Origin of the sequence: Embleya scabrispora DSM 41855 (assembly GCF_000372745.1) — a bacterium.
GTDB lineage: Bacteria > Actinomycetota > Actinomycetes > Streptomycetales > Streptomycetaceae > Embleya > Embleya scabrispora.
In genome coordinates this window covers 1-21,878 of the sequence record NZ_KB889749.1, presented here as the reverse complement: position 1 = coordinate 21,878, position 21,878 = coordinate 1, and the positions used below count along the sequence as shown (strand labels likewise).

Sequence of the window (21,878 nt, the reverse complement as noted above, 5' to 3'; positions counted from 1 at the left end):
CGTGTGCCCGGTCGATCGCCGCCTTGAGCTTGGCGAAGGCGCGCTCGTCGATCACCGCGCCCATGAAGTGCCGCAGATCGGTCACGTCGCCCATGGACAGGCCGTCCACCTCGGCCAGGAACGCGTCCCGGAACTCGCTCTCCCAGATGGAGCGCGGAATGTAGGCGCGCGAGGCGGCCGAGCACTTCTGGCCCTGATAGTCGAACGCGCCGCGCACCAGCGCGGTCCGCAGCACGTCGTGGTCGGCGCTGGGGTGCGCGACCACGAAGTCCTTGCCGCCGGTCTCGCCGACGATCCGCGGATAACCCCGGTAGACGTCCAGATTCGCGCCGATGCCGCGCCACAGGTGTTTGAAGGTCGCGGCCGACCCGGTGAAGTGCAGCCCGGCGAAATCCGGGTCGGCCAGCGCGATGTCGGAGACCGCGATGCCGTCGCCGTGCAGCAGGTTGATCACTCCCGGCGGCAGACCGGCCGCCTCCAAAAGCCGGATCAGGTGATGCGCGGCCAACGCCTGGGTGGGCGAGGGCTTCCACACCACCACGTTGCCCATCAGCGCGGGCGCCGTGGGCAGGTTGCCCGCGATCGCGGTGAAGTTGAACGGCGTGACCGCGTACACGAAGCCTTCCAGCGGCCGGTGATCCAGCCGATTCCACACCCCCGGCGAGTGAATCGGCTGCTCGGCCATGATCCGCCGGGCGAAGTGCACGTTGAACCGCCAGAAGTCGACCAGTTCGCACGGCGCGTCGATCTCCGCCTGCTGCACCGTCTTGCCCTGGCCCAGCATGGTCGCGGCGGCGATCGTCTCGCGCCACGGCCCGGCGAGCAGGTCGGCCGCCTTGAGCAGGATCGCCGCGCGGTCGTCGAAGTCCAGCGCACGCCAGCCGGGCGCGGCCTCTCGCGCCGCGATCAGCGCCGCCCGCGCGTCGTCGTGGGTCGCGTTGGCCAGCGTGCCCAGTTCGCCCGCCCGCCGATGCGGCTGCACGACCTGCACACGCTTGCCCGCACCCATCCGGTGCTCGCCGCCGATCGTGTGCGGCAGGTCCACCGGCTCGGCGGACATCTCGGCCAGCCGCGCCGCCAGGCGTTCGCGCTCGGGAGAGCCCGGCGCGTAGCCGTGGACGGGTTCGTTGCTCGGCCGGGGCACCCGGGTCACAGCATCCATGGATGCGCAGTGCCCACGAACCGGACAATCGATGCGCCCGAACCGGCGCGCGGCTCAGCCCGGGTACGTACGCGCCAGCGCCACCGCGTCCGCGAGCGAGTCCACCACCGGCACGCCGACCTGCTCCAGACTGGCCCGCGCGTGTGAACCGCCCGAGTACAGCACCGCCCTCGCGCCCACCTGCAACGCGGCCGCCGCATCGTCCGCGGCGTCGCCGATGAGCACCACCTCGTCCGGGTCCCGGCGCAGTGCGTCCAGGTGCCGTACCAGGTGCTCGGCCTTGCCGCCGCCGGGCGGACCCACCCGCCCGTCGACCCGGACGAACCGCTCCTCGATCCCGAATCGGCGCACGAACGGCATCAGCGACTCATGCTCGGTCAACGACAACAACGACTGGGTACCGCCCTCGCGCTGCCAGCCGCGCAGCAGCTCGTCCGCACCTCGGGCGAGCTCGCACAGCGCGCTGTGCGCGGTGTAGGCCCTTTGGAAGGCATCGTCGAGCAGGACCCACTCGGCAGGTTCGGGGACGCGGCCGGTGACCTTCTCGTAGAACTTCGGCACGGGCACGCAATAGAGCTCGCGATACCGCTCCAGCGTCATCGGCGGCAGTCCGAGCAGCGCGAACGAGGCGTTGGTGGCCGCGATGATCGCGTCCATGTCGTGGAACAGCGTGCTGTTCCAGTCCCAGACCAGGTGCGGGGGTCGACTCTTCATGGACCTTCATTGTGCCGTGGACGCGCTCAGAGCAGATCGGCCAGCTCCTGTGTCGCGAACCACAACAACTCGTGTTCCTCGGTCGCCTCGATCAGCTCGTCGGTGAGCCCGCCGGCCAGTGCCGCGGTGATCGCGCCCTCGGCCTCGGCGGTGTCCATGTGCACCGCCGCGATCCGCTTGCGCGGCACCGCCGCGTCCACCAGGACCGCGCCCGGACCGTCCTGCGCCCGCACGCCCACCAGCGCGTCCGGCACATCCGCCGCCAGCACGACCCGACGCGGCGCCCCCGGCTCGGCGGCGAGCAGCCGCAACGAATCCTCGGCGGCCCGGGTCAGCGCGCCGTACTCCAGTTCCTCCTCGTCCTCGCTGTCGTACCAGGCGCGAAACGCGTCGGTGACCGCGTACGCGGCCAACGGCGCCGACACGATCCCGCCGTCGGCGTGCACCGAGGCCAGACCCGCGGGGGTGGTGGGGATGAACACACGCATCGGGCGACTCCAATCGAGTGAAATCCCGACATCCCTTCGAGTTCGACGAGAGCCGGGACGACGGTCGACCTACCGCCACATTGCGTGAGTCGACGCGTCAGCGTAATCCCAGGGTCGGCCGGACGAATGGTTGACCATGCGTCGCGAGCCGGCTAGGAAGTGCCTGCACACGTCCCGGTCGGGGGAACGAGCGGAACGTGTGCGGCACACCCATGCCCGGCACGTCGGCGCCGGGTAGTCATGTTCGGCACTTCTCGGGGAGGACCCATGGTCCACACGAACACCGCCCGCACCACTTCGCCACCGCACCTGTACGTGGTGCGCGCGCCCGCCGGCGAAAGCCCCTTCGACCCGGCCCCGGCCGGCCGCGCCCGGCGCGAGTTCCTCCCGCCGGGTGCGCTCGCGCACCGACCCGCGCGTGTCCACGGCTCACTCGCGCTCGCCCCCGACTTCGTCCCCGTCCCCCGGCCGGTGTCGCGCCCCTCGCTGCGGCTGATCCACGTACCGGCCGAGCCGGACCCGACCGAGGCCCGCCTGCGCGCCCGGCGGCTGGCCCACGCGCTGGCCGAGATCGGCTCCGGCCTGCGGGCGGTCACCCAGCTGCGCCCGTACGCCTCCGCCGCCGTCTACACCACCACGCACCACCTGGTCCGCCGTCTCGCCGCCCGCCGGGTAGGCCGGCTGAGCGTGGAATCGTGCGGCGGTCGTGCCCCCGCCGACGGCGTCGCCGAGGGCTACGCCCGGCTGCGCGCCGCCTCCTGGGTGCTCACCCTGGCCTTCCGACTCGAACGCGACGCCCCCACCCGCCACCCGACCGACACATGGCTGTGCACGGCCCTGGAACACGACAACCTGACCTGACCCCGAACGCCCGAGGGCCCGAACCGCAATCGCGGTCCAGGCCCTCGGGTCGGTCGTTCGGTCCGTCCGGCGTTTCGGGACGAGCGGGCCGCGGGCCGGCAAACGCCGACCCGGGCCGCCTACTTCTTCTTGCGCTTGGCGCGCTGCGCCCGCCGCCGCTCCGCGCGAGTCGCACCCTCGTCGACCTCGACCTCGTCCTCGTCGAAGTTCTCCTCGGAGGTGACCACACCACCCTCGCCGTCGATCGTCGGCGCGCTGTACTGCAGGTGCGCCGGCCGCTGGGGCGCGTCCAGGCCCTTCGCGTGGATCTCCGGCAGCGGCGCGGCCTTGTCGATCGAGATGCTCGGCGCCTCGGGCACCTGCTCGATCTCGACCTCGACGTTGAAGAGGTAGCCGACCGACTCCTCCTTGATGCCCTCCATCATGGCGTTGAACATGTCGAAGCCCTCGCGCTGGTACTCCACCAGCGGGTCGCGCTGCGCCATCGCCCGCAGGCCGATGCCCTCCTGGAGGTAGTCCATCTCGTAGAGGTGCTCACGCCAGCGACGGTCGAGCACCGACAGGATGACCCGGCGCTCCAGCTCGCGCATGACCTCTTCGCCGAGCTTTTCCTCACGCAGCGCGTAGGCGGCCTGGGCGTCCGCCCGAAGCAGTTCCACGAGCTGCTCGGTGTCCAGCTCGGAGCGGTCGCCGAACTCCTCCTCGACCTCCTCGATCGTGAGGCTGACCGGGTAGAGGCGCTTGAGGTTGGCCCACAACTTCTCCAGGTCCCACTCCTCGGCGAAACCCTCGGTCGCGCCGTGCACGTACGCCTCGACGGTGTCGTCGATGAAGTGGCCGATCTGCTCCTGCAGGTTCTCGCCCGCGAGCACGCGGCGGCGCTCGCCGTAGATCACCTCGCGCTGGCGGTTCAGCACCTCGTCGTACTTGAGCACGTTCTTGCGGATCTCGAAGTTCTGCTGCTCGACCTGGGTCTGCGCGGACTTGATCGCGTTGGAGACCATCTTCGACTCGATCGGCTGGTCCTCGGGCACGTTGGCCAGGGTCAGCACGCGCTCGACGATGTTGGCCTTGAACAGGCGCATCAGGTCGTCACCGAGCGAGAGGTAGAAGCGCGACTCGCCCGGGTCGCCCTGGCGGCCGGAACGACCGCGGAGCTGGTTGTCGATCCGGCGGGACTCGTGCCGCTCGGTGCCGAGCACGTACAGGCCGCCGAGGTCGGAGACCTCCTCGTGCTCGGCCTTGACCGCCTTCTTGGCCTTCTCCAGCGCGTCCGGCCAGGCGGCCTCGTACTCCTCCGGCGTCTCGGTCGGGGTGAGCCCGCGCTGGGCGAGCTCGGCCGCGGCGAGGTGGTCCGGGTTGCCGCCGAGCATGATGTCGGTGCCTCGACCGGCCATGTTGGTGGCCACGGTGACCGCGCCCTTGCGGCCGGCCTGCGCGACGATCTGCGCCTCGCGCTCGTGGTGCTTGGCGTTGAGCACCTCGTGCGGCACGCCGCGCTTGCGCAGCTGGGCGGAGAGGTATTCGGACTTCTCCACGCTGGTGGTGCCGACCAGGACCGGCTGGCCCTTCTCGTGCTTTTGCGTGATGTCCTCGACCACCGCGTTGAACTTGGCCTCCTCGGTCTTGTACACGAGGTCGGACTGGTCCACGCGCTGCACCGAGCGGTGGGTGGGGATGGGCACCACGCCGAGCTTGTAGATCTGGTGGAACTCGGCGGCCTCGGTCATCGCCGTACCGGTCATGCCGCCGAGCTTCTTGTACAGGCGGAAGAAGTTCTGGAGGGTGACGGTGGCCAGGGTCTGGTTCTCGTCCTTGATGTCCACCCCCTCCTTGGCCTCGATCGCCTGGTGCATGCCCTCGTTGTAGCGGCGACCGGCGAGGATGCGGCCGGTGTGCTCGTCGACGATGAGCACCTCGCCGTCCACGACCACGTATTCCTTGTCCCGCTTGTACAGCTCCTTCGCCTTGATGGCGTTGTTCAGGTAGCCGACCAGCGGGGTGTTGACCGCCTCGTAGAGGTTGTCGATGCCGAGGTAGTCCTCGACCCGGCCGACGCCGGACTCGTGGATCGCGACGGTGCGCTTCTTCTCGTCGACGTCGTAGTCGCCGGTCTCCTCGATGCCCTTGAGCGGGTTGGCCGCCTCGCCGCGCTTGAGCCGCTTGACCATCTTGGCGAAGTCGGCGTACCACTTCGTGGCCTGGTCGGCCGGGCCGGAGATGATCAACGGCGTGCGGGCCTCGTCGACCAGGATCGAGTCGACCTCGTCGACCACGGCGAAGAAGTGGCCGCGCTGCACCAGTTCGTCGGCCGACCACGCCATGTTGTCGCGCAGGTAGTCGAAGCCGAACTCGTTGTTGGTGCCGTAGGTGATGTCGTACCCGTACGCCTTGCGGCGCTCGTGCGGCGGCATGTTGGCCAGGATGCAGCCGACGGACAGACCCAGGAAGCGGTGGACGCGTCCCATCCACTCCGAGTCGCGCTCGGCGAGGTAGTCGTTGACCGTGACCACGTGCACGCCCTCGCCGGCGATCGCGTTCAGGTAGGCGGGCAGGGTGGAGACGAGGGTCTTGCCCTCGCCGGTGCGCATCTCGGCGATGTTGCCCAGGTGCAGCGCGGCACCACCCATCAGCTGCACCTTGTAGTGCCGCTGGCCCAGGGTGCGGCGCGCGGCCTCGCGAACCGTGGCGAAGGCTTCCGGAAGCAGGTCGTCGAGGGTCTCCCCGTCGGCGTAGCGCTGCTTGTACTCGTCCGTCAGCGCCCGAAGCTCGGCATCGGAGAGGTCCTTGAAGTCATCTTCGATCGACTCGATCTGATCTGCGATGCGGTTGAGCTTGCGCAGGATTTTGCCCTCGCCGGCGCGCAGGACCTTGTCGAAGATAGACACGCTGGATGAGCTCCTTGCCCGACGGCGCCCGCCCGCCTTTCGGACGTGACGGCACGGCGGGGCCCGTCCCGCCGATACGGCCATCGTATGCGAGGAGGCAAGCCGGGATCGAGCCTCGCGGGCCGGCACAGTGACCGGCATGGAACCTGTGGAGATCGCGGCCGGGCGCTTTCAGCTCCGACCCTGGAACGAACACGACGTCGAGGTGGTCGGCGAAGCCCTCGCCGACCCCGGGATCACTCGCTGGATGGCGGCGCCGACGGACGGTGATCCACACGCGTGGCTGGCCGCCCGCAAGGAGCGGTGGGCGAGCGGGGAAAGCGCCTCCTTCGCGGTGATGGACGCGGTGACGGGCGAGGTTTACGGCCATGTGGCGCTCAAGAACATCGTCCCGCGATGGCGCACGGGCGAGATCGGCTACTGGACGCGCAAGAGCGCGCGCGGCCGCGGTGTGGCCCGGCACGGGGTGGGCGCGGTGAGCCGGTGGGCGTACGGCGCGCTGGACCTGCATCGGGTGGAACTGCGGCACGCGGTGGGCAACGCCGCCTCGTGCGCGGTCGCGAACGCGGCCGGATATGCACTCGAAGGAGTACTGCGGGACTGCGTCATCGGCGCCGCCGAGCCCTTCACCGACGTGCACCTGCACGCCCGGCTCGCCACGGACATCTGATCCGAACACACGTTCTAGGGTGGCGGGCATGACCCTTTCGCCGACCATCGCGCCGAGCACCGAGCTGACCGCCGACGAGGCCCGCCGGATCGTGCTGGCCGCCCAGGGCTTCCTGGGCGCCCCCAACCGCCGTGCGGGCGTTCTCGGCATGCTGCACTCGCTCGGCGCGGTCCAGCTCGACACCATCTCGACCCTGGCCCGCTCGCATGAACTGGTGCCGTACGCCCGGCTGGGCCCGGTCGGCCGACCGGCCGTCGAGGCCGCCTACTGGAACGGCGGGACCGCGTTCGAGTACTGGTCGCACGCGGCCTGTGTGCTGCCGATGTCCACCTGGCCGGACTTCGCCTTCCGCCGTCGGCACTACCGCGGGCGCGGTCACCTGTGGGGCCGGCACGTCACCGAGAACGCCTACCGGAGCATCCTGGAGCGGCTGCGCGCCGAGGGCCCGTTGACCGCCACCGGCCTGGGCGGGGCCAAGAACAAGGGCGAGTGGTGGGACTGGAGCGAGACCAAGATCGCGGCCGAGCGCGCGCTCGCCTTCGGCGACGTGGTCTGCGTGCGCCGCGAGAGCTGGAAGCGGGTGTACGACCTGCCGGAACGGGTGATCCCGCCGGCCCTGCTCGCCGAGGAGCCCGACGACGCCGAGTGTGTGCGCCGCCTGGTCGCCCTGGCCGGCCGCCAATTGGGCGTGGCCACCCGGGCCGACCTGATGGACCAGTACCGGCTGACCCGGGCCCAGGTCGACGCCGCGCTGCCGGACAGCGGCCTGGTTCCGGTCACCGTCGCGGGCTGGGGCGAGCGGGCCGCCCGCGAGGGCACCTGGGCCGACCCCGACGCGCTGGCCGCTCCCCCGCGGGGTCGTCACCGCACCACGTTGCTGTCGCCCTTCGACGCGCTGGTGTGGGACCGGCCACGCACCGCCCGGGTGTTCGGCGGCTTCGAGCACCGCCTGGAGGCGTATGTGCCGGCCGCCAAGCGGGTGCACGGCTACTTCGTGATGCCGCTGCTCGCGGGCGGGCGGCTGGTCGGCCGGGTGGACCCGGCGCGCGAGGGACGCACGCTGGTGGCCCGACGGTTGTCCTTCGAGGCCGGTGCCGGGGTCGCCGAGCGCACACTGGCCGCGGCGGCCCAGGCGCTGCGCGAGGCCGCGCAGTGGGTGGGCTGCGAGGACGTACGGATCGAGCGGATCGACCACGAGCGCACCCGCGAACCGCTGCGCGCCCTGCTCGCGAACTGACCAACCACCGTCACGGGCCCCGGCCGGGCACATCCTCGCCCGGTCGGCGCCCGCCGGGTCAGTCGCCGATCTCCAGGATCTTCTCCCGCATCGCGTAGACCACGGCCTCCATCCGCGAGTGCAGCTGGAGCTTCTCCAGGATGTTGCGCACGTGGTTCTTGACCGTGTTCTCACTGATGAACAACTGCTTGGCGATGTCGCGGTTGTTGCGCCCGGTGGCCACCAGGCGCAGCACCTCGATCTCGCGATCGGTCAGCCGGGGCGCCGGCACCAGGCGGCGTTCGTCGTCGCGCCGGCTCATCGACTTGAACTCGGTCAGCAGCTTGACCGCCATCGACGGGCTGATCTGCGACTGCCCGTCGGCCACCGCGCGAATCGCCGAGGCCACCTCGCCGTGCGAGATCTCCTTCAGCAGATAGCCGGTCGCGCCGGCCTTGATCGCGTCGTAGAGGTCGGCCTCTTCCTCACTCATCGTCAGCATGATGATCTGCGTGCTGGGCGCGACTTCCTTGATCGCCGTGCACGCCTCGATGCCGCCGCGTCTGGGCATCCGGACGTCCATCAGGATGATGTCGGGCAGCAGATCCTGGGCGGCTTCCAGCGCTTCGGCGCCGTCCCCCGCCTCGCCCACCACCGTGATGTCCGGCTCGGGCGCGAGCACGATGTCCAGACCCCGGCGAAACAGATCGTGGTCGTCGACCACCAGCACGCGAATCGGTTCGCCCGCTGAGCCGTGGTCCACGCGGGTCGGAACAGACTGTTCACCCACCGTGTTTCCCCCCTGGGTCGGCACGATCCGTGTCCAGGACATGATCCCACGTGATCGCCACGACGCCAGGCCCTGATGGGTGTTATGTGCGGAACGTACTTGCGAAGCGGAACTTTCGCCAGGGAACGCCAGGGTCGAAGACGCAACCGACGCCGAAACCCCGAAGGGTTTCGGCGTCGGAAGACCGCCAAAGGGCGCGGTGGGACGGCCCGACCGCTGCTACTGCGGTCCGCCGTCCTCGCGGTCCTCGGGCTTGAGGTGGATCACACCGTAGTCGTAGCCGTGCCGGCGGTACACCACGCTCGGCCACTTGGTGCTCGAATCGATGAACAGATAGAAGTCGTGGCCTACCAACTCCATCTCGTACAGCGCCTGGTCGAGCGCCATGGGGCGCCCGGCGTGTACCTTCTCGCGAACCACGAGGGGGCCTTCGCCGTCTACCTCGATCGGGCCCGCCATGTGCGGCTGGGGCCTCAATTCGCCGTTCTTCACAGCCTCGATGTCTTCCGCGGACGCCACCACGGCCCCATTGAGCCGGTCGGCGTGATTGATCTCCGCAGTGGCCGCGCCCACCGATACGGGGGAGCGGTGACCATGGTGCACGCGCCGCCGGTCGGCGGCTTTGCGCAACTGCGCTTCGAGTCTCGCGCACGCCATGTCGAGTGCGGCGTATGGGTCGGACGCGGCGGCTTCGCCCCGGATGACGGGACCACGCGTGTTCAACGTGATCTCCACCCGGTCCGAACGCTCCGCCAGCCGCGGGTTCCGCTCCTTGGAGACCTCCACGTCAACGCTGATCACCTTGTCGTCGAGCTTGCGGATCTTCTCCAGCTTCTCGACACAGTGCTTGCGAAAACGCTCGGGTACCTCGGTCTTGCGGCCCTTGACGACAATGTCCACGCAGAACTCCATCCATTGCGCCACGCCGGAGGGGTGGGCACCCATCCGGCCGACCAAGCCGCCGATGGTCCTGCTCCGGCCCGCGCCGCCGGGCGGTCGCGGCCACCACGGCCGCCGCCCCGACTCGCCCTCCCACGGCTCGGACCGCACGGGTCGCCTCCGCGAGAGTTGCGCCGGTGGTGCAAACATCATCGACGACGATCACCACACTAATGCCCGTAAACAAGGGCGCCAACCTGTCCGAAACGATCATTGATCGGCGGACGTTCATCCTCCGTTCATGCGCCGAAAGTCCTGATTGATCCCGCACACGCCGGGTATGTCGCAAGGCCGGCAGCACCCTGGTGGGCACCCCGATCGCACGCAGTCGACCGGCCGCGCGCAGGGCCAGCTCGCCGGTGGCGTCCCGACCCCGGCGGCGCACCGCGGCCCGGGTCGAGGGCACCGGGACCAGCAGGGTGGGCCCGGCCGGATCGGGCAGTCCCGCCGCCGCGGCCCGCGCGAGCGCGTCGCCCAGGGGGCGCGCCAGTCGGCGCGAGCCGTGCTCCTTGTACGCGGCGAGCACCGAGCACACCGGCCCCTGGTACGCGGTGACCGCGTGCACCGGCGGCAGGCCCGGTGGCGCGGGGCTCGGTCGCACCGGCGCGGGCTCGGGAGCGAACACCGCTTTGCACCGCCCGCACAGCAGCGCACCGGCTTCGGCGCAGCCCGCGCAGCAGACGGGCAGCACCAGGTCGGCCCATGCCGCGAGCACCCGAAGCCCTGCCATGTCCCCAAGCTCGCACGCCCGGCCCCGAAACGGACCCGCAGCACGCGGAACCACCCGATCCGGTCATGGCGCGCCGTGGCGGACGACGAGCCGGTTCGCCCCGATCCGCTCCGACCGGATCGAACCCACCGAAATCAGCCGGACGCGCCCTAGCCGGGATAGACCGGGTACAGCCCGCTGTGCACCTTGGTCCAGTTGTTGCCCTGGGACAACTGGTAGATGTTCTCCTCGGCGGAGTCCGCCAGCAGGGGCTGGTCCGAGCCGTCCGGTGCCGCGATGCGCAGCATGCCGTTGACCGAGGCGACCGAGACCGACAGGCCGCCGTCGATGTCCACGATCTGCGGTGCCAGCGCCCCCTGGCCCTCCTTGCCCAACACCACGAGCCGGTCGGGGCCGTTCCAGGAGATCGCCTTGACCTCGACCAACGAGGGGATCAGCGAGCGCGGCTCGGCGATCGTCATGGCCACCGCGCCGTTGCTCACCCGCCGCTCCACCCGGCCGATCAACACCTTGCCGTTGTCCACGATCAGCGCGGCGCGGGTGCCGTCCGAGGACATGCGCAGGCCGGTGATCCGCGAGGCGGTGATGCCCTGCACGTCGACCGCGACCCGGGTGATCTGCCTGCGCTCGTCCTCGTACAGCGCGAGCACCCGTTCGGCGTCCTTGGTGCGGTCCAGCACCCACAACACGCCGCGACCGTCCCAGGTCGGGCTGAGCAGCGACGCCGGGCCGGTGGTCAGCCACTCCTGGACCTCGCCGTGGCCGTCCACGTCGCCGACCATCAGCCGCCGACCGTTGGTGTCGATGCCCGCGATCCGGCGGCGGAACGGGTCCCGCGAGACGGCGATCTGGTCGACCTTGTAGGTGCCGTCGCCGAACGGTCCGGGCAGCACCGGCGGATTGCCGTTCGGGCCGGGCACCACGTTGACCACGTTGCCCTTGGCGATGAAGTAGCCGGTGGGCGCGGACGTCCTGGCCGCCCGCCCGGGATCGTACTGGGCCGCGTCGTCGTCGGAGAGCGAGCACATCGGCGCGCCGCCGCCGGTGATCGAGACCGAGTCCACCCCGGAGACCTGGCGCAGCGTGTACAGCAGTTGTGCGGCCATCCGCTCGCAGCCCTTGGTCTGGGCGAGCCTGGCCTGCCGGTTGAATTGCACCCGGGCGGTCCGGCCGTCCTCGATCGAGACGACCCGGTCGGCGGGTTCGGTGCCCGCCGGGAACGCGCTCTCCACCACCGGCCGCAGCCAGTCGGTGGGCCCCTCCACCAGTTGGCGAACCAGCGCGGAGGTCAGCCCCACGCGGCTGCGCAGGTAGACCGGGTCGGGCACCAGGATGTCCTTGCCCACCGGCATCGCGGTGGCGAACCAGTAGGTGTTCACCGATCGGTAGATCCGGTGGAACTCGGCCCGGGACAGGATCAGCCCGTCCGGCAGGTCGGCGATCCGCCACTGGTTGTCGGTACCCAGGCGCAGTTGCAGCGTCGCCCGGTACTGCGCGTTCGGCAGCTGCTCGGGCTGGTAGGCGTTGCGGTTGTCGACGGTGCCCGCCCGGGTGCCGGACACCTCCGCCTGGTAGGTCCGCTCATCGGCGCCGGGTACCAGTTCGATCCGGGCGATCGAGTCGAGCACCACGATCTCGCGGCCGGGCACCCACTTGGCCCCGGCCTCCGGGGTCAGGTAGGCGCGCGCCGTCGTGTAGTCCGGCTCGTCGCTGGTGACCGCCTCCAGGAAGCCGGCGACCATCCCGTGCGGCTGCTCGCCGGGCTTGGGCGGCACGGCGAACACCCGTACCTGCTGTTCGGGGCCCTGGTCCTTGCTGCCGCCCTTGGCGGCCTCGCGCACGCTGCCGCTGTGCGGCATGGACGCACACGCGGAGAGCACGCACAGCACGCACACAAGGGCCAGGAACGGGCCGATCCGCCTCATCGATTGCCTCCCGCGGGGCCGGCCGCGCGCACGCTGCGCCGATACGGCGAGCCCGCCGGGCCCAGGCCCCGATTGGCCCGTGAGTCCTCGGGCTCCAACGGCAGCGGCGAGCGCACCAGCTCGCCGCCCGCGGTCTTGGGCAGGCTCAGCCGGAACTGCGAGCCGCCGCCCGGCTCGCCCCACGCCTGGAGCCAGCCGCCGTGCAGGTGCGCGTCCTCCAACGCGATCGACAGGCCCAGCCCGGTGCCGCCGGTGGTCCGGGCCCGGGCCGGGTCGGCCCGCCAGAAGCGGGCGAACACCAGCGAGGACTCACCGGGCTTGAGGCCCACGCCGTAGTCCCGCACGGCCACCGCGACCGAGTCCTCACCGCCGGCCACGCTGACGACCACGTCGTGGCCCTCACCGTGCTCGACCGCGTTGACCACCAGGTTGCGCAGGATCCGGTCGATCCGGCGCGGGTCCACCTCGGCCACGCACGGCTTGTCCGGCGCGCGCACCACCAGCCGGCTGCCGCGCCGCTCGGCCAGCGGCTCCGCGCCCTCGACCACCCGGCGCACCAGGTCGCGCAGGTCCACCGGCTCGGCGTCCAGCACGGCCGCGCCCGCGTCGAAGCGGCTGATCTCCAACAGGTCCGACAACAACGCCTCGAACCGGTCCAGCTGGTTCTGCAACAGCTCGGCCGAGCGCCGGGTGGCCGGGTCGAAGTCCTCGCGGGCCTCGTGCAGCACGTCGGCGGCCATCCGCACGGTGGTCAGCGGGGTGCGCAACTCGTGCGAGACGTCCGAGACGAACCGGCGCTGCACCCGCGAGAGCTCCTCCAGCTGCCGGATCTGGTTCTGCAGGTTGGAGGCCATCTTGTTGAACGAGGAGCCCAGCCGGGCCAGGTCGTCCGCGCCGACCACGCGCATGCGCTCCTCCAGGCGACCGGCGGCCAACCGCTCGGCGATCCGGGCCGCCATCCGGACGGGGGTGACCACCCACCGGGTCACCAGCGCCGCGATCGCCACCAGGAGCAGCACCAGGAAGACCCCGGCGGTGGCCAACGTGCTGCGCACCAGGCCCAGGGTCTTCTCCTCCGGGCCGAAGGAGAAGAAGTAGTAGAGCTGATAGGACCCGCCGTCGGGATCCTCCAACTGCGCGCCGACCACCAGGCCGGCCTCGCGGGTGGTCTCGACCGGGCCGTCGCCGTGTTGGCCCTCGCGCACGATCTGGGTGTACTGGAGCAGTGGCACGTCGTGCTTGAGCCCGACCTCGCGGCGCAGCTCGTCCGGCACGCTCGCGTCGGGGACCACGTCGCCGGAGGCCCGGGGGCTGCGACCGGAACCGGGCGAATTGTCCGCCGTGTCCTGACTGGTCGCGGCCACGTCGTACACCCCTTGACCGCCGCTGGAGAGCTGCTTGACCAGCGCGTTGAGCCAGTCGCCGGTGTTCACCCGGTTGCCGGACGCCGGCGTGCCGGTCGGCACGCCGGTGGGCACCTGGACGTGCCGGCCCGGGCTGGTGGCGATCTCGTCGGCCTGCGCGCGGGCATCCGCGAACCCGCCCTGGGCCTGGGACCGGGCGGACGCCACCTTCGCGTCCAGCAGGCCGTTGCGGACCTGGCCGACCACCACCACCCCGAGCAGCACCATCACCGCGACGGACAACACCAAGGTGGTGGCCACGACGCGAAACTGGATCGATCTGTTCCACAACGCCATGACCCGGCCCACGCCGCCGCGCACACGACGCAGGGCGAGGGACCAGGCCGACGGGGAGGGCGACCGCTGTGCGGTGCTCACCGAAGCGAACTCAAGGTCAGGCCGGTCCCGCCTTGTAGCCGACCCCGCGCACGGTGACCACGGTCTCCGGACGCTCGGGGTCGCGCTCGATCTTCGAGCGCAGCCGCTGGACGTGCACGTTCACCAAGCGGGTGTCGGCCGCGTGTCGGTATCCCCAGACCTGTTCGAGAAGCACCTCGCGGGTGAACACCTGCCAGGGCTTGCGGGCGAGTGCGACAAGGAGGTCGAACTCCAGCGGGGTCAGTGCGATGTTCTGCCCGTCCCGCTTCACGGCGTGGCCGGCCACGTCGATCACCAGATCGCCGATCACCAACTGCTCCGGGGTGGGTTCTTCGGCTCTGCGCAGGCGGGCCCGCACACGAGCGACAAGCTCCTTGGGCTTGAACGGTTTGATCACATAGTCGTCGGCTCCGGATTCCAGCCCGACCACGACGTCGACCGTGTCGCTCTTGGCGGTGAGCATCACGATCGGCACGCCGGACTCGGCACGGATCTGGCGGCAGACGTCGATGCCGTCACGGCCGGGCAGCATCAGGTCCAGCAGCACCAGGTCCGGTTTTACATCCCGAAAAGCCTGGAGTGCCTTGTCGCCGTCCGCCACGAACGACGGCTCGAACCCTTCGCCACGCAGCACGATGCCGAGCATCTCGGACAGTGCGGTGTCGTCGTCAACGATGAGGACGCGTCCCTTCATGTGCATCATCGTCGCATTACCGGATTGTGACCTGCACTCATCCGACCGATTCCGGCCGCGTCCATCGGCGACAAAACACCCCAAATCCGGCGATTGTGGCCGGAGAGAGTGCGGAGTCACGTCACATGCCGGGGCGGTACGCCGACATGCCGACCCGCGCAACGGGCGTTTCGGCCACGAACACGAGCGTCGCGGCCCCCGCCGGCGCCCGGGCGAATCGACGCCGGAACGTGTGGCGCGCGCTCGACGTTGTGCACGCGGTCGACGTCCGCGCGCGAGCGGATCACATCCGATGGCCGCCCGTTCATCCGGGCCCCACGCAGGCATGCCACGATGAGTCACCACCCGATCAGGACGAGGAGCGCAATCGCATGACGGACTCGCCCGGCCCGCCCACCCCGGACGCCCCGGGGCCGGACGGAGAACGCCCGGCGGACGACGCCACGTCACCCGACCGGCCCGCACCCGCGCCCGCCTCGCAGTCGCCGGCCACGCCCCCCTCCCTGGACAAGCCGCCGACCACGGAAGAGCCCTCGACCCCCGAACGGTCCGACCCCCGGGCCCCGGCGCCCGGCTGGGCACCGGTCCAGCCGCCCGCCGCCGGTTGGGGAGCCCCGCAGCAGGGCCCGCACCCGGACCCGCGCTGGGGTACCCCCGGACAGCAGCCGCCGCTGTGGGGTGCGCCTCCCGGCTGGAACGGCCCCTACGTGCAGGCCGCCAAGCCCGGCGTGATCCCGCTGCGCCCGCTGAGCGTCGGCGAGATCCTCGACGGCGCGTTCGCGGCCATGCGCGCGCACTGGAAGGTCATGATCGGCATCGCCGTCGTGGTCGCCCTGCTCACCCAATGCCTCGAAGTACCGGTCACCTGGCTGCTGAACCGCGAGTTCTCGCCCAGCGACCTGAGCGACGACCCCACCGGGGAGGAGGCGTGGCGCTACCTGCGCGACACCGCCGCCCTGGTGATCGTGCCGATCGTGGTCGCCACCCTCGGCCAGATCGCCGCCACCGCGATGCTCACCGTCGTGGTCAGCCGCGCCGTGATCGCCAAGACCATGTCCGCGGCCCAGGCCTGGACGGCGGTCCGCCCGCTGCTCCCGCGCCTGCTCGGCGTCACCTTCGCCTCGTGGCTCATCCCGGTCGGCACACTCCTGGTGGCGATGTTGCCGGGCCTGCTCCTGTTGGCCCTGGGCGCCGACGGCCTCGGTGCCCTGCTGCTGCTCCCGGGCATGGTCGGCGGCATCGTCGCGGCGGTCTACCTCTACGTCTGCCTCTCCCTCTCCGGCCCCACCCTGATGCTGGAGAAGCAGTCGGTGCGCAAGTCGCTCGAGCGCTCGCGCAAGCTGGTCACCGGCTCGTGGTGGCGCGTGTGCGGCATCCTGCTGCTGATCGCGCTGATCATGACGATCGTCGGCGGCATCATCCAGACACCGTTCCTGCTCGCCTCCGACGGCATCTCGGCAATCACCGCGTCCAAGCCGTCCGACGTCCCGGACCCCTCCTTCGTCGACCTGTTGATCACCGGCGTCGGCTCGGTGATCGCCGCCGCGCTGCTCTACCCCTTCGCCGCCGGCGCCACCGCACTGCTCTACATCGACCAGCGCATCCGCCGCGAGGCACTCGACCTCGACCTCGCCCGCGCGGCCGGCGTCCTGGACGAAGAGCCCGGCGGCGACGCGACCTCGGGACCCGCGCCGGCGTGACCCGCCACGCGCTCGTGATCGCGGTCGGGGACTGGGACCCGGTGGACATCTCGCGCGACGACGCGCGGGATGCCGCCCGGGACGAGCTCTCGCGCCCCGAATACCACCGCAACGACCCCAGCCCGGTCCGCCGGGCCCTGGACTGGTTCCTCGACCACCTCGGCGACCTGATCTCCCGGGCCGGCGACCACAGCCCCGGCGGCGGCCTCGGCCTCGCGGTGATCCTGCTCCTGGTGATCGCCGCGCTCGTGGTGCTGCGACTGCGGCTGGGCCCGCTGCGCACCGCCCGCCGCGCCGAGCTCCCGCTGTACGGCGACCGGGGGCCGTTGTCGGCCGCCGAGCACCGCGCGGCCGCCGACGCGCACGCCGCCGAGGGCCGCTGGGACGAGGCGGTCCGGGAACGCTTCCGCGCGATCGTGCGGGCCTTGGAGGAGCGCGCCGTGCTCGACGTACGCCCGGGCCGCACCGCCGACGAGGCCGCCGCCGAGGCCGGCCGCGCGCTGCCCGAGGCGGCCGCGGACCTGCGCGGCGCCGCCGCGAGCTTCGACGACGTGCACTACGGCGGGCGCACCGCCGACCGGGACCTGGACCGCGACCTGCGCGACCTCGACGCCCGCTGCGCCGCCGCCCGCCCACGTGTCGACGAGCGGATGCCCCGATGAGCGACACCGCGCTCGGCCCCACCACCGAGCAGGTGTGGCGCCGGATGCGCGCGCCCCTGGCCCTGTTCGCCCTGGTCCTGATCGTGGTCTCCGCGCTCGTGCTGATCCGCGGCGACCGACACGAGGGCCGACTCGACCCGCGCTCCACCCACCCCCAGGGCAGCAAGGCCCTGGCTCAACTGCTGCGGGCGCGCGGCGTCGAGGTACACCCGGTCCGCTCCGCCGCCGAGGCCGCCCGGGCGATCCGCCCGGACAGCACCCTCGTGGTGCCCTTCCCGAACCTGCTCGCCGACGCGCAGCTGCGCACCCTCGCCGCCGCCGGGCCGGCCCGCACCGTCCTGGTCCGCCCCGGCGAGGCCGCGCTCGCGATCCTGGCCCCCGGCGTACACACCGCCCCCGACGCGGGCCGCCGCACCCTGCAACCGCGCTGCGCGCTGCCCGCCGCGACCCGCGCCGGCGACGCGGACACCGGCGGCGTCCGGTTCGACACCGACCTGCTTCCCGACGCCACCGGCTGCTACCTCTACGCGGGCCGCCCCACACTCGTCCTCACCCCGCCCCGCGCCAGCCACGACACCGTCGTGCTCGGTTCCGCCGGCCCCCTGGTCAACGACCGCCTCGACGACAACGGCAACGCCGCCCTCGCGCTCAACCTGCTCGGCGCCCACCCGCACCTGGTCTGGTACCTGCCCGGCGCCGACGAACTGCCGCCCGCCGACGACTCGCTGTGGGACCTGCTGCCCGCCGGCTGGCGCTGGGGCGCCGCGCAACTGGCCGTCGCCGCCGTGCTGCTCGCCCTGTGGCGGGCCCGCCGACTGGGCCCGGTGGTGACCGAACCGCTCCCGGTCGTGGTCCGCGCCGCCGAGACCGTCGAAGGCCGCGCCCGGCTCTACCGCCGCGCCCGCGCCCGTGACACCGCCGCCGAACTGCTGCGCGCCGCCGCCCGCGAACAACTCGCCCGCGTCCTGGGCGCCGACCCCAGCGAGGCCGCGCTGATCGCCTCGATCACCGCCCGCACCGACCACACGACCGCGCACGTGCACGCCCTGTTGTACGGTGCGAACCCGGAGAGCGACGAGGCCCTCGTCACCCTGTCCGACGAACTCGACGCGCTGATAAGGCAGGTACGCACGACGTGAGCGCACCCGAGCAGACCCGCGAGGCGCGCGACGCCCTCGAAGCCCTGCGCGGCGAGATCGGCAAGGCCGTGGTCGGCCAGGACGCCGCCGTCACCGGACTGGTGATCGCCCTCCTGTGCCGGGGCCACGTGCTCCTGGAGGGCGTACCCGGCGTCGCCAAGACACTCATGGTGCGCGCCCTCGCCCGCAGCCTGGACCTGACCACCACGCGCGTGCAGTTCACCCCGGACCTGATGCCGGGCGACGTCACCGGCTCGATGGTCTACGACGCGCGCACGGCCGCGTTCTCCTTCCGCGAGGGCCCGGTGTTCACCAACCTGCTCCTCGCCGACGAGATCAACCGCACCCCGCCCAAGACCCAGGCCGCACTGCTCGAAGCCATGGAGGAGCGCCAGGTCTCGGTGGACGGCACCACCCGCCCACTGCCCGACCCGTTCATGGTCGCGGCGACGCAGAACCCGATCGAATACGAGGGCACCTATCCGCTGCCCGAGGCCCAGCTGGACCGTTTCCTGCTCAAGCTCACCCTGCCACTGCCCGAACGCGACGACGAGATCGTGGTGCTGCGCCGGCATGCGGAGGGCTTCGACCCGCGCGACCTCGAAGCCGCCGGCGTCGGCCCGGTCGCGGGCGCCGCGGACCTGGCCGCGGGCCGCCGGGCCGTGGCCCACCTGCGCGTCGAGCCGGACATCCTGGCCTACGTCGTGGACATCTGCCGGGCCACCCGGACCTCCCCGTCGCTGGCCATGGGCGTCTCCCCGCGCGGCGCCACCGCCCTGCTCGCCACCGCCCGCGCGTGGGCCTGGCTGGCCGGCCGCGACTACGTCACCCCCGACGACGTCAAGGCACTGGCCCGACCGGCACTGCGACACCGCGTACGACTGCGCCCCGAGGCCGAGATGGAGGGTGTGACCCCCGACGTGGTGATCGACGCCGTCCTGGCGCACACCCCGGTCCCGCGATAACCGCCGATGGCCCTGACCGGTCGCGCCGTCCTGGCCGCAGCACTGGGCGTCCTGGTGGTCGGCCTGCTGCTGCCCTCACTGATCGGCCTGGCCGTGGTCGAGGGCGCACTGCTGCTCGGCATCCTCGCCGACCTGCTGCTCGCCGCCGGCGTCCGCGGCCTGACCTTCGACCGTAGCGGCGACACCGCGGTCCGCCTCGGCGAACCCGCCGAGGTCACGCTGACCGTCACCAACCCCGGCACCCGCCCCCTGCGCGGCCGTCTGCGCGACGCCTGGCCACCCAGCACCGGCACCGCCACCCAGCGGCACGAGCTGAGCATCCCCGCCGGCGAACGCCGCCGCCTCACCATCACGATGACCCCCACCCGCCGCGGCGACCGCAACGCCCACCGGGTCACCGTCCGTTCCGTCGGCCCGCTCGGCCTGGCCGCCCGCCAGGGCTCCCACCACGTGCCGTGGCGGGTGCGCGTGCTGCCCGGCTTCCCCAGCCGCCGACTGCTCCCCTCGAAACTGGAACGCCTGCGCGAACTCGACGGCCGCTCGGCCCTGCTCACCCGAGGCGCGGGCACCGAGTTCGACACGCTGCGCGAGTACGTCCCCGGCGACGACGCGAAATCGATCGACTGGCGCGCCTCCGCCCGCAACCAGGGTGTCGTGGTGCGCACATGGCGCCCCGAACGCGACCGGCACATCCTGGTCGTGCTGGACACCGGCCGCACCTCGGCCGGCCGCATCGGCGACATCCCCCGCCTGGACGCCGCGATGGACGCGACCCTGCTGCTGACCGCGGTCGCCAACCACGCCGGCGACCGGGTCGACCTGCTCGCCTACGACCGTCGGGTACGCGCCGAGGTCCGGCGCGCACCCCGGAACGGCATACTCCCGGCCTTCGTCCAGGCGATGGCCACGCTGGAACCGGAGTTGGTCGAACCCGACGCCCGGACCCTGACCGCCGAAATCCTGCGCCGCACCCCGCGCCGTTCACTGGTCGTGCTGATCACCGGCCTGGAACGGGAGGCGGTCCAGGAGGGCATCCTCCCGGTGCTGCCGCAACTGGCCGCTCGACACGAGGTGATCGTGGCGGCGGTCGCCGATCCGGCGATCACCACGATGGCGGCCCGCCGAGGCGACGCCACAGCGGTCTACGAAGCCGCCGCGGCCGAACGTGAACTCGCCGAACGCCGGGCCACGGCGGCCGAGTTGCGCCGCAAGAACGTCACCGTCGTGGACGCGCCGCCGGGCGAGCTGGCGTCGGCGCTCACCGACACGTACTTGGCGCTGAAACTGGCGGGACGGCTGTAGGTCGGGTCGGTTCGAGTCCGTCGAGCCGGGGCATACGAATGTCCGCGAGCACCACGTCCGGACGCAACCGGGCGACCGCCTCGACGGCCGCGACACCGTCGGCCGCCTCCCCGACCACGGTCATGTCCGGCTGCCAATCCAACACGAGCCTAAATCCGCTGCGGATGTCGTCCTGATCGTCCGCGATCAGGACGCGGGTGCTCACCAGGTCCTCGATTCCTGGTGCGGGCGGGCGGATCGGCCTCGCGCGGCGCCGCGGGCCGGGGTGGGACGAGCCGCGCCGTGGGCGGGGTCGGCGGGCACGATCGCGTACACGCGCCGGCCGCGTTCGACCGGGCCGGCGTCGAGTTCGCCGCCCACCTCGCGGACCCGTTCGCGCAGCCCGGCGAGGCCGCGGCCACCGCCGCCTCGGCGGCGGGCGGGAACGTCGGCCGGATGGTGATCGCCGGCCGCGGCGTGGTGGTTGTCGTCCACCACCAGCACCGCGACGGCCGGTCGATCGAAGCGGGTCGTCGCGGTCACCGCCACCTCCACGCCGACCGCGTGCGGCGCGTGCCGACGAACGTTGGTCAGCGCCTCGACGACGACCCGATGCACGGTGGCCGAACCGACGAAGCGGGCCGCCTGGGCCTGCGCGACGATGCCACTGACGTCGTGCGCGACGTAGTCGTGCAAATCCCGGGCGATGTCGAGCTGTTGCTCACGTCGAGCGAACGCCACCGCGGCCGGCCGCCGCCGCTCGACCAGACGCGGATATGCCTGTCGGTCTTCGCCTGGAACAGTTCCGAGAACATGGGCGCCCCGGAATCCCCGTCGGGCGCCGCGTACTGGGTGATGACCTTCGCCTACGCTCCCCTGTTGCTGTGGGCCCGGCCCTGGCCATCGCCGCGGTGGCCTACTTCCGCCGGCGCTCCCCCGAGCCCGCATCTGGTGAATCCGGGAAACGCAAAAGGCCCGCCCCCAAAAGGGGCGGGCCTTTCACACGTAAATTCCGGCGGCGTCCTACTCTCCCACACCCCTTCGAGTGCAGTACCATCGGCGCTGGAGAGCTTAGCTTCCGGGTTCGGAATGAGACCGGGCGTTTCCTCTCCGCCAAGACCACCGGAAAACCATCGAACCCGACAATCACGGGCCGTTCGGTGAACCAGAAATCACATGCGGTGATTCAATTATCAAACGGGTTCCCCGAAACCGATTGCGGTTCGGGAACCACACAGTGGACGCGTAGCAACTGAGGACAAGTCCTCGGCCT

19 protein-coding genes, 1 rRNA gene and 1 pseudogene are annotated in these 21,878 nt (G+C 71.7%); 8 read left to right on the top strand and 13 right to left on the bottom strand.

Annotated features, from left to right (window positions below):
- The 3 genes from A3IC_RS0151475 to A3IC_RS0151465 all read right to left on the bottom strand — a co-directional run.
- The coding region (locus tag A3IC_RS0151475) for an aldehyde dehydrogenase family protein (RefSeq protein WP_020557856.1) at window positions 1–1,162 on the bottom strand (1,162 nt) is incomplete at its 3' end.
- Between the two features lie 54 nt (window positions 1,163–1,216).
- On the bottom strand, window positions 1,217–1,876 hold the full coding sequence (locus A3IC_RS0151470; protein ID WP_020557855.1) for an HAD family hydrolase: 660 nt from the start codon (window positions 1,874–1,876) through the stop codon (window positions 1,217–1,219).
- Window positions 1,877–1,902: 26 nt separating this feature from the next.
- A complete protein-coding gene (locus A3IC_RS0151465; protein WP_020557854.1) occupies window positions 1,903–2,364 on the bottom strand; it encodes a DUF6912 family protein in 462 nt (153 codons plus the stop codon).
- Between the two features lie 267 nt (window positions 2,365–2,631).
- Here A3IC_RS0151465 and A3IC_RS0151460 point away from each other — a divergent pair, with 267 nt between their 5' ends.
- Window positions 2,632–3,225, top strand: a complete 594-nt coding sequence (locus A3IC_RS0151460; RefSeq protein WP_020557853.1) for an Rv3235 family protein — start codon at window positions 2,632–2,634, stop codon at window positions 3,223–3,225.
- Window positions 3,226–3,344: 119 nt separating this feature from the next.
- Here A3IC_RS0151460 and secA read toward each other — a convergent pair whose 3' ends face one another.
- Window positions 3,345–6,113, bottom strand: a complete 2,769-nt coding sequence (secA, locus tag A3IC_RS0151455) for a preprotein translocase subunit SecA (protein ID WP_020557852.1) — start codon at window positions 6,111–6,113, stop codon at window positions 3,345–3,347.
- A 139-nt stretch (window positions 6,114–6,252) separates the two neighbouring features.
- Between secA and A3IC_RS0151450 the strand changes: the two genes are divergently transcribed.
- Both A3IC_RS0151450 and A3IC_RS0151445 read left to right on the top strand, forming a co-directional pair.
- The gene (locus A3IC_RS0151450; protein WP_040879006.1) at window positions 6,253–6,783 is read left to right on the top strand and encodes a GNAT family N-acetyltransferase; all 531 of its coding nucleotides are present in this window, start codon (window positions 6,253–6,255) and stop codon (window positions 6,781–6,783) included.
- A gap of 28 nt (window positions 6,784–6,811) precedes the next feature.
- Complete coding sequence (locus A3IC_RS0151445) at window positions 6,812–8,020, top strand: winged helix-turn-helix domain-containing protein (protein ID WP_020557850.1); 1,209 nt, start codon at window positions 6,812–6,814, stop codon at window positions 8,018–8,020.
- Between the two features lie 58 nt (window positions 8,021–8,078).
- Here the strand turns inward: A3IC_RS0151445 and A3IC_RS0151440 are convergent, their stop codons facing one another.
- The 6 genes from A3IC_RS0151440 to mtrA form a co-directional block, all read right to left on the bottom strand.
- Window positions 8,079–8,789 carry a response regulator gene (locus tag A3IC_RS0151440; protein ID WP_052174179.1) on the bottom strand — a complete coding sequence of 237 codons (711 nt, stop codon included), beginning with the start codon at window positions 8,787–8,789 and terminating at the stop codon, window positions 8,079–8,081.
- A gap of 219 nt (window positions 8,790–9,008) precedes the next feature.
- A complete protein-coding gene (gene hpf / locus A3IC_RS0151435) occupies window positions 9,009–9,689 on the bottom strand; it encodes a ribosome hibernation-promoting factor, HPF/YfiA family (protein WP_026219726.1) in 681 nt (226 codons plus the stop codon).
- Window positions 9,577–9,942, bottom strand: coding sequence for a phosphoribosyltransferase family protein (locus A3IC_RS72320; RefSeq protein WP_245600027.1), 366 nt, complete (start codon window positions 9,940–9,942; stop codon window positions 9,577–9,579). The genes hpf and A3IC_RS72320 overlap by 113 nt, the downstream gene beginning before the upstream one ends.
- A 665-nt stretch (window positions 9,943–10,607) precedes the next feature.
- Window positions 10,608–12,383: an LpqB family beta-propeller domain-containing protein gene (locus tag A3IC_RS0151430; protein WP_158696482.1), complete on the bottom strand. Its 1,776-nt coding sequence runs from the start codon at window positions 12,381–12,383 to the stop codon at window positions 10,608–10,610.
- Window positions 12,380–14,083, bottom strand: a complete 1,704-nt coding sequence (gene mtrB, locus A3IC_RS61515) for an MtrAB system histidine kinase MtrB (protein WP_079027239.1) — start codon at window positions 14,081–14,083, stop codon at window positions 12,380–12,382. The genes A3IC_RS0151430 and mtrB overlap by 4 nt, the downstream gene beginning before the upstream one ends.
- Window positions 14,084–14,180: 97 nt before the next feature.
- Window positions 14,181–14,858 carry an MtrAB system response regulator MtrA gene (gene mtrA, locus A3IC_RS0151420; protein ID WP_026219725.1) on the bottom strand — a complete coding sequence of 226 codons (678 nt, stop codon included), beginning with the start codon at window positions 14,856–14,858 and terminating at the stop codon, window positions 14,181–14,183.
- Window positions 14,859–15,229: 371 nt separating this feature from the next.
- Between mtrA and A3IC_RS68205 the strand changes: the two genes are divergently transcribed.
- Genes A3IC_RS68205 through A3IC_RS0151395 form a run of 5 tightly spaced genes read left to right on the top strand, consistent with a single transcriptional unit; the run spans window position 15,230 to window position 20,626 of the window.
- Entirely contained in the window at window positions 15,230–16,558 is a 1,329-nt protein-coding gene (locus A3IC_RS68205; protein WP_026219724.1) for a hypothetical protein, read from the top strand.
- Window positions 16,555–17,220, top strand: a complete 666-nt coding sequence (locus tag A3IC_RS68200; RefSeq protein ID WP_020557843.1) for a DUF4129 domain-containing protein — start codon at window positions 16,555–16,557, stop codon at window positions 17,218–17,220. Before A3IC_RS68205 ends, A3IC_RS68200 begins: the two co-directional genes overlap by 4 nt.
- Window positions 17,217–18,359, top strand: coding sequence for a DUF4350 domain-containing protein (locus tag A3IC_RS0151405; RefSeq protein WP_020557842.1), 1,143 nt, complete (start codon window positions 17,217–17,219; stop codon window positions 18,357–18,359). The genes A3IC_RS68200 and A3IC_RS0151405 overlap by 4 nt, the downstream gene beginning before the upstream one ends.
- Complete coding sequence (locus tag A3IC_RS0151400) at window positions 18,356–19,324, top strand: AAA family ATPase (RefSeq protein ID WP_020557841.1); 969 nt, start codon at window positions 18,356–18,358, stop codon at window positions 19,322–19,324. The genes A3IC_RS0151405 and A3IC_RS0151400 overlap by 4 nt, the downstream gene beginning before the upstream one ends.
- A gap of 6 nt (window positions 19,325–19,330) precedes the next feature.
- On the top strand, window positions 19,331–20,626 hold the full coding sequence (locus A3IC_RS0151395) for a DUF58 domain-containing protein (RefSeq protein ID WP_020557840.1): 1,296 nt from the start codon (window positions 19,331–19,333) through the stop codon (window positions 20,624–20,626).
- On the opposite strand, the pseudogene A3IC_RS0151390 reads toward A3IC_RS0151395, so the two are convergent.
- The 3 genes and pseudogenes from A3IC_RS0151390 to rrf all read right to left on the bottom strand — a co-directional run.
- Window positions 20,598–20,831 (bottom strand): annotated as a pseudogene (locus tag A3IC_RS0151390) (response regulator); the annotation flags it as partial. The gene A3IC_RS0151395 and the pseudogene A3IC_RS0151390 overlap by 29 nt on opposite strands.
- Window positions 20,828–21,346 carry an ATP-binding protein gene (locus A3IC_RS0151385; RefSeq protein WP_020557839.1) on the bottom strand — a complete coding sequence of 173 codons (519 nt, stop codon included), beginning with the start codon at window positions 21,344–21,346 and terminating at the stop codon, window positions 20,828–20,830. The pseudogene A3IC_RS0151390 and the gene A3IC_RS0151385, both read right to left, overlap by 4 nt.
- A 269-nt stretch (window positions 21,347–21,615) precedes the next feature.
- Window positions 21,616–21,732: ribosomal RNA gene (gene rrf / locus A3IC_RS0151380) — 5S ribosomal RNA — on the bottom strand.
- Window positions 21,733–21,878: the final 146 nt, after the last annotated feature.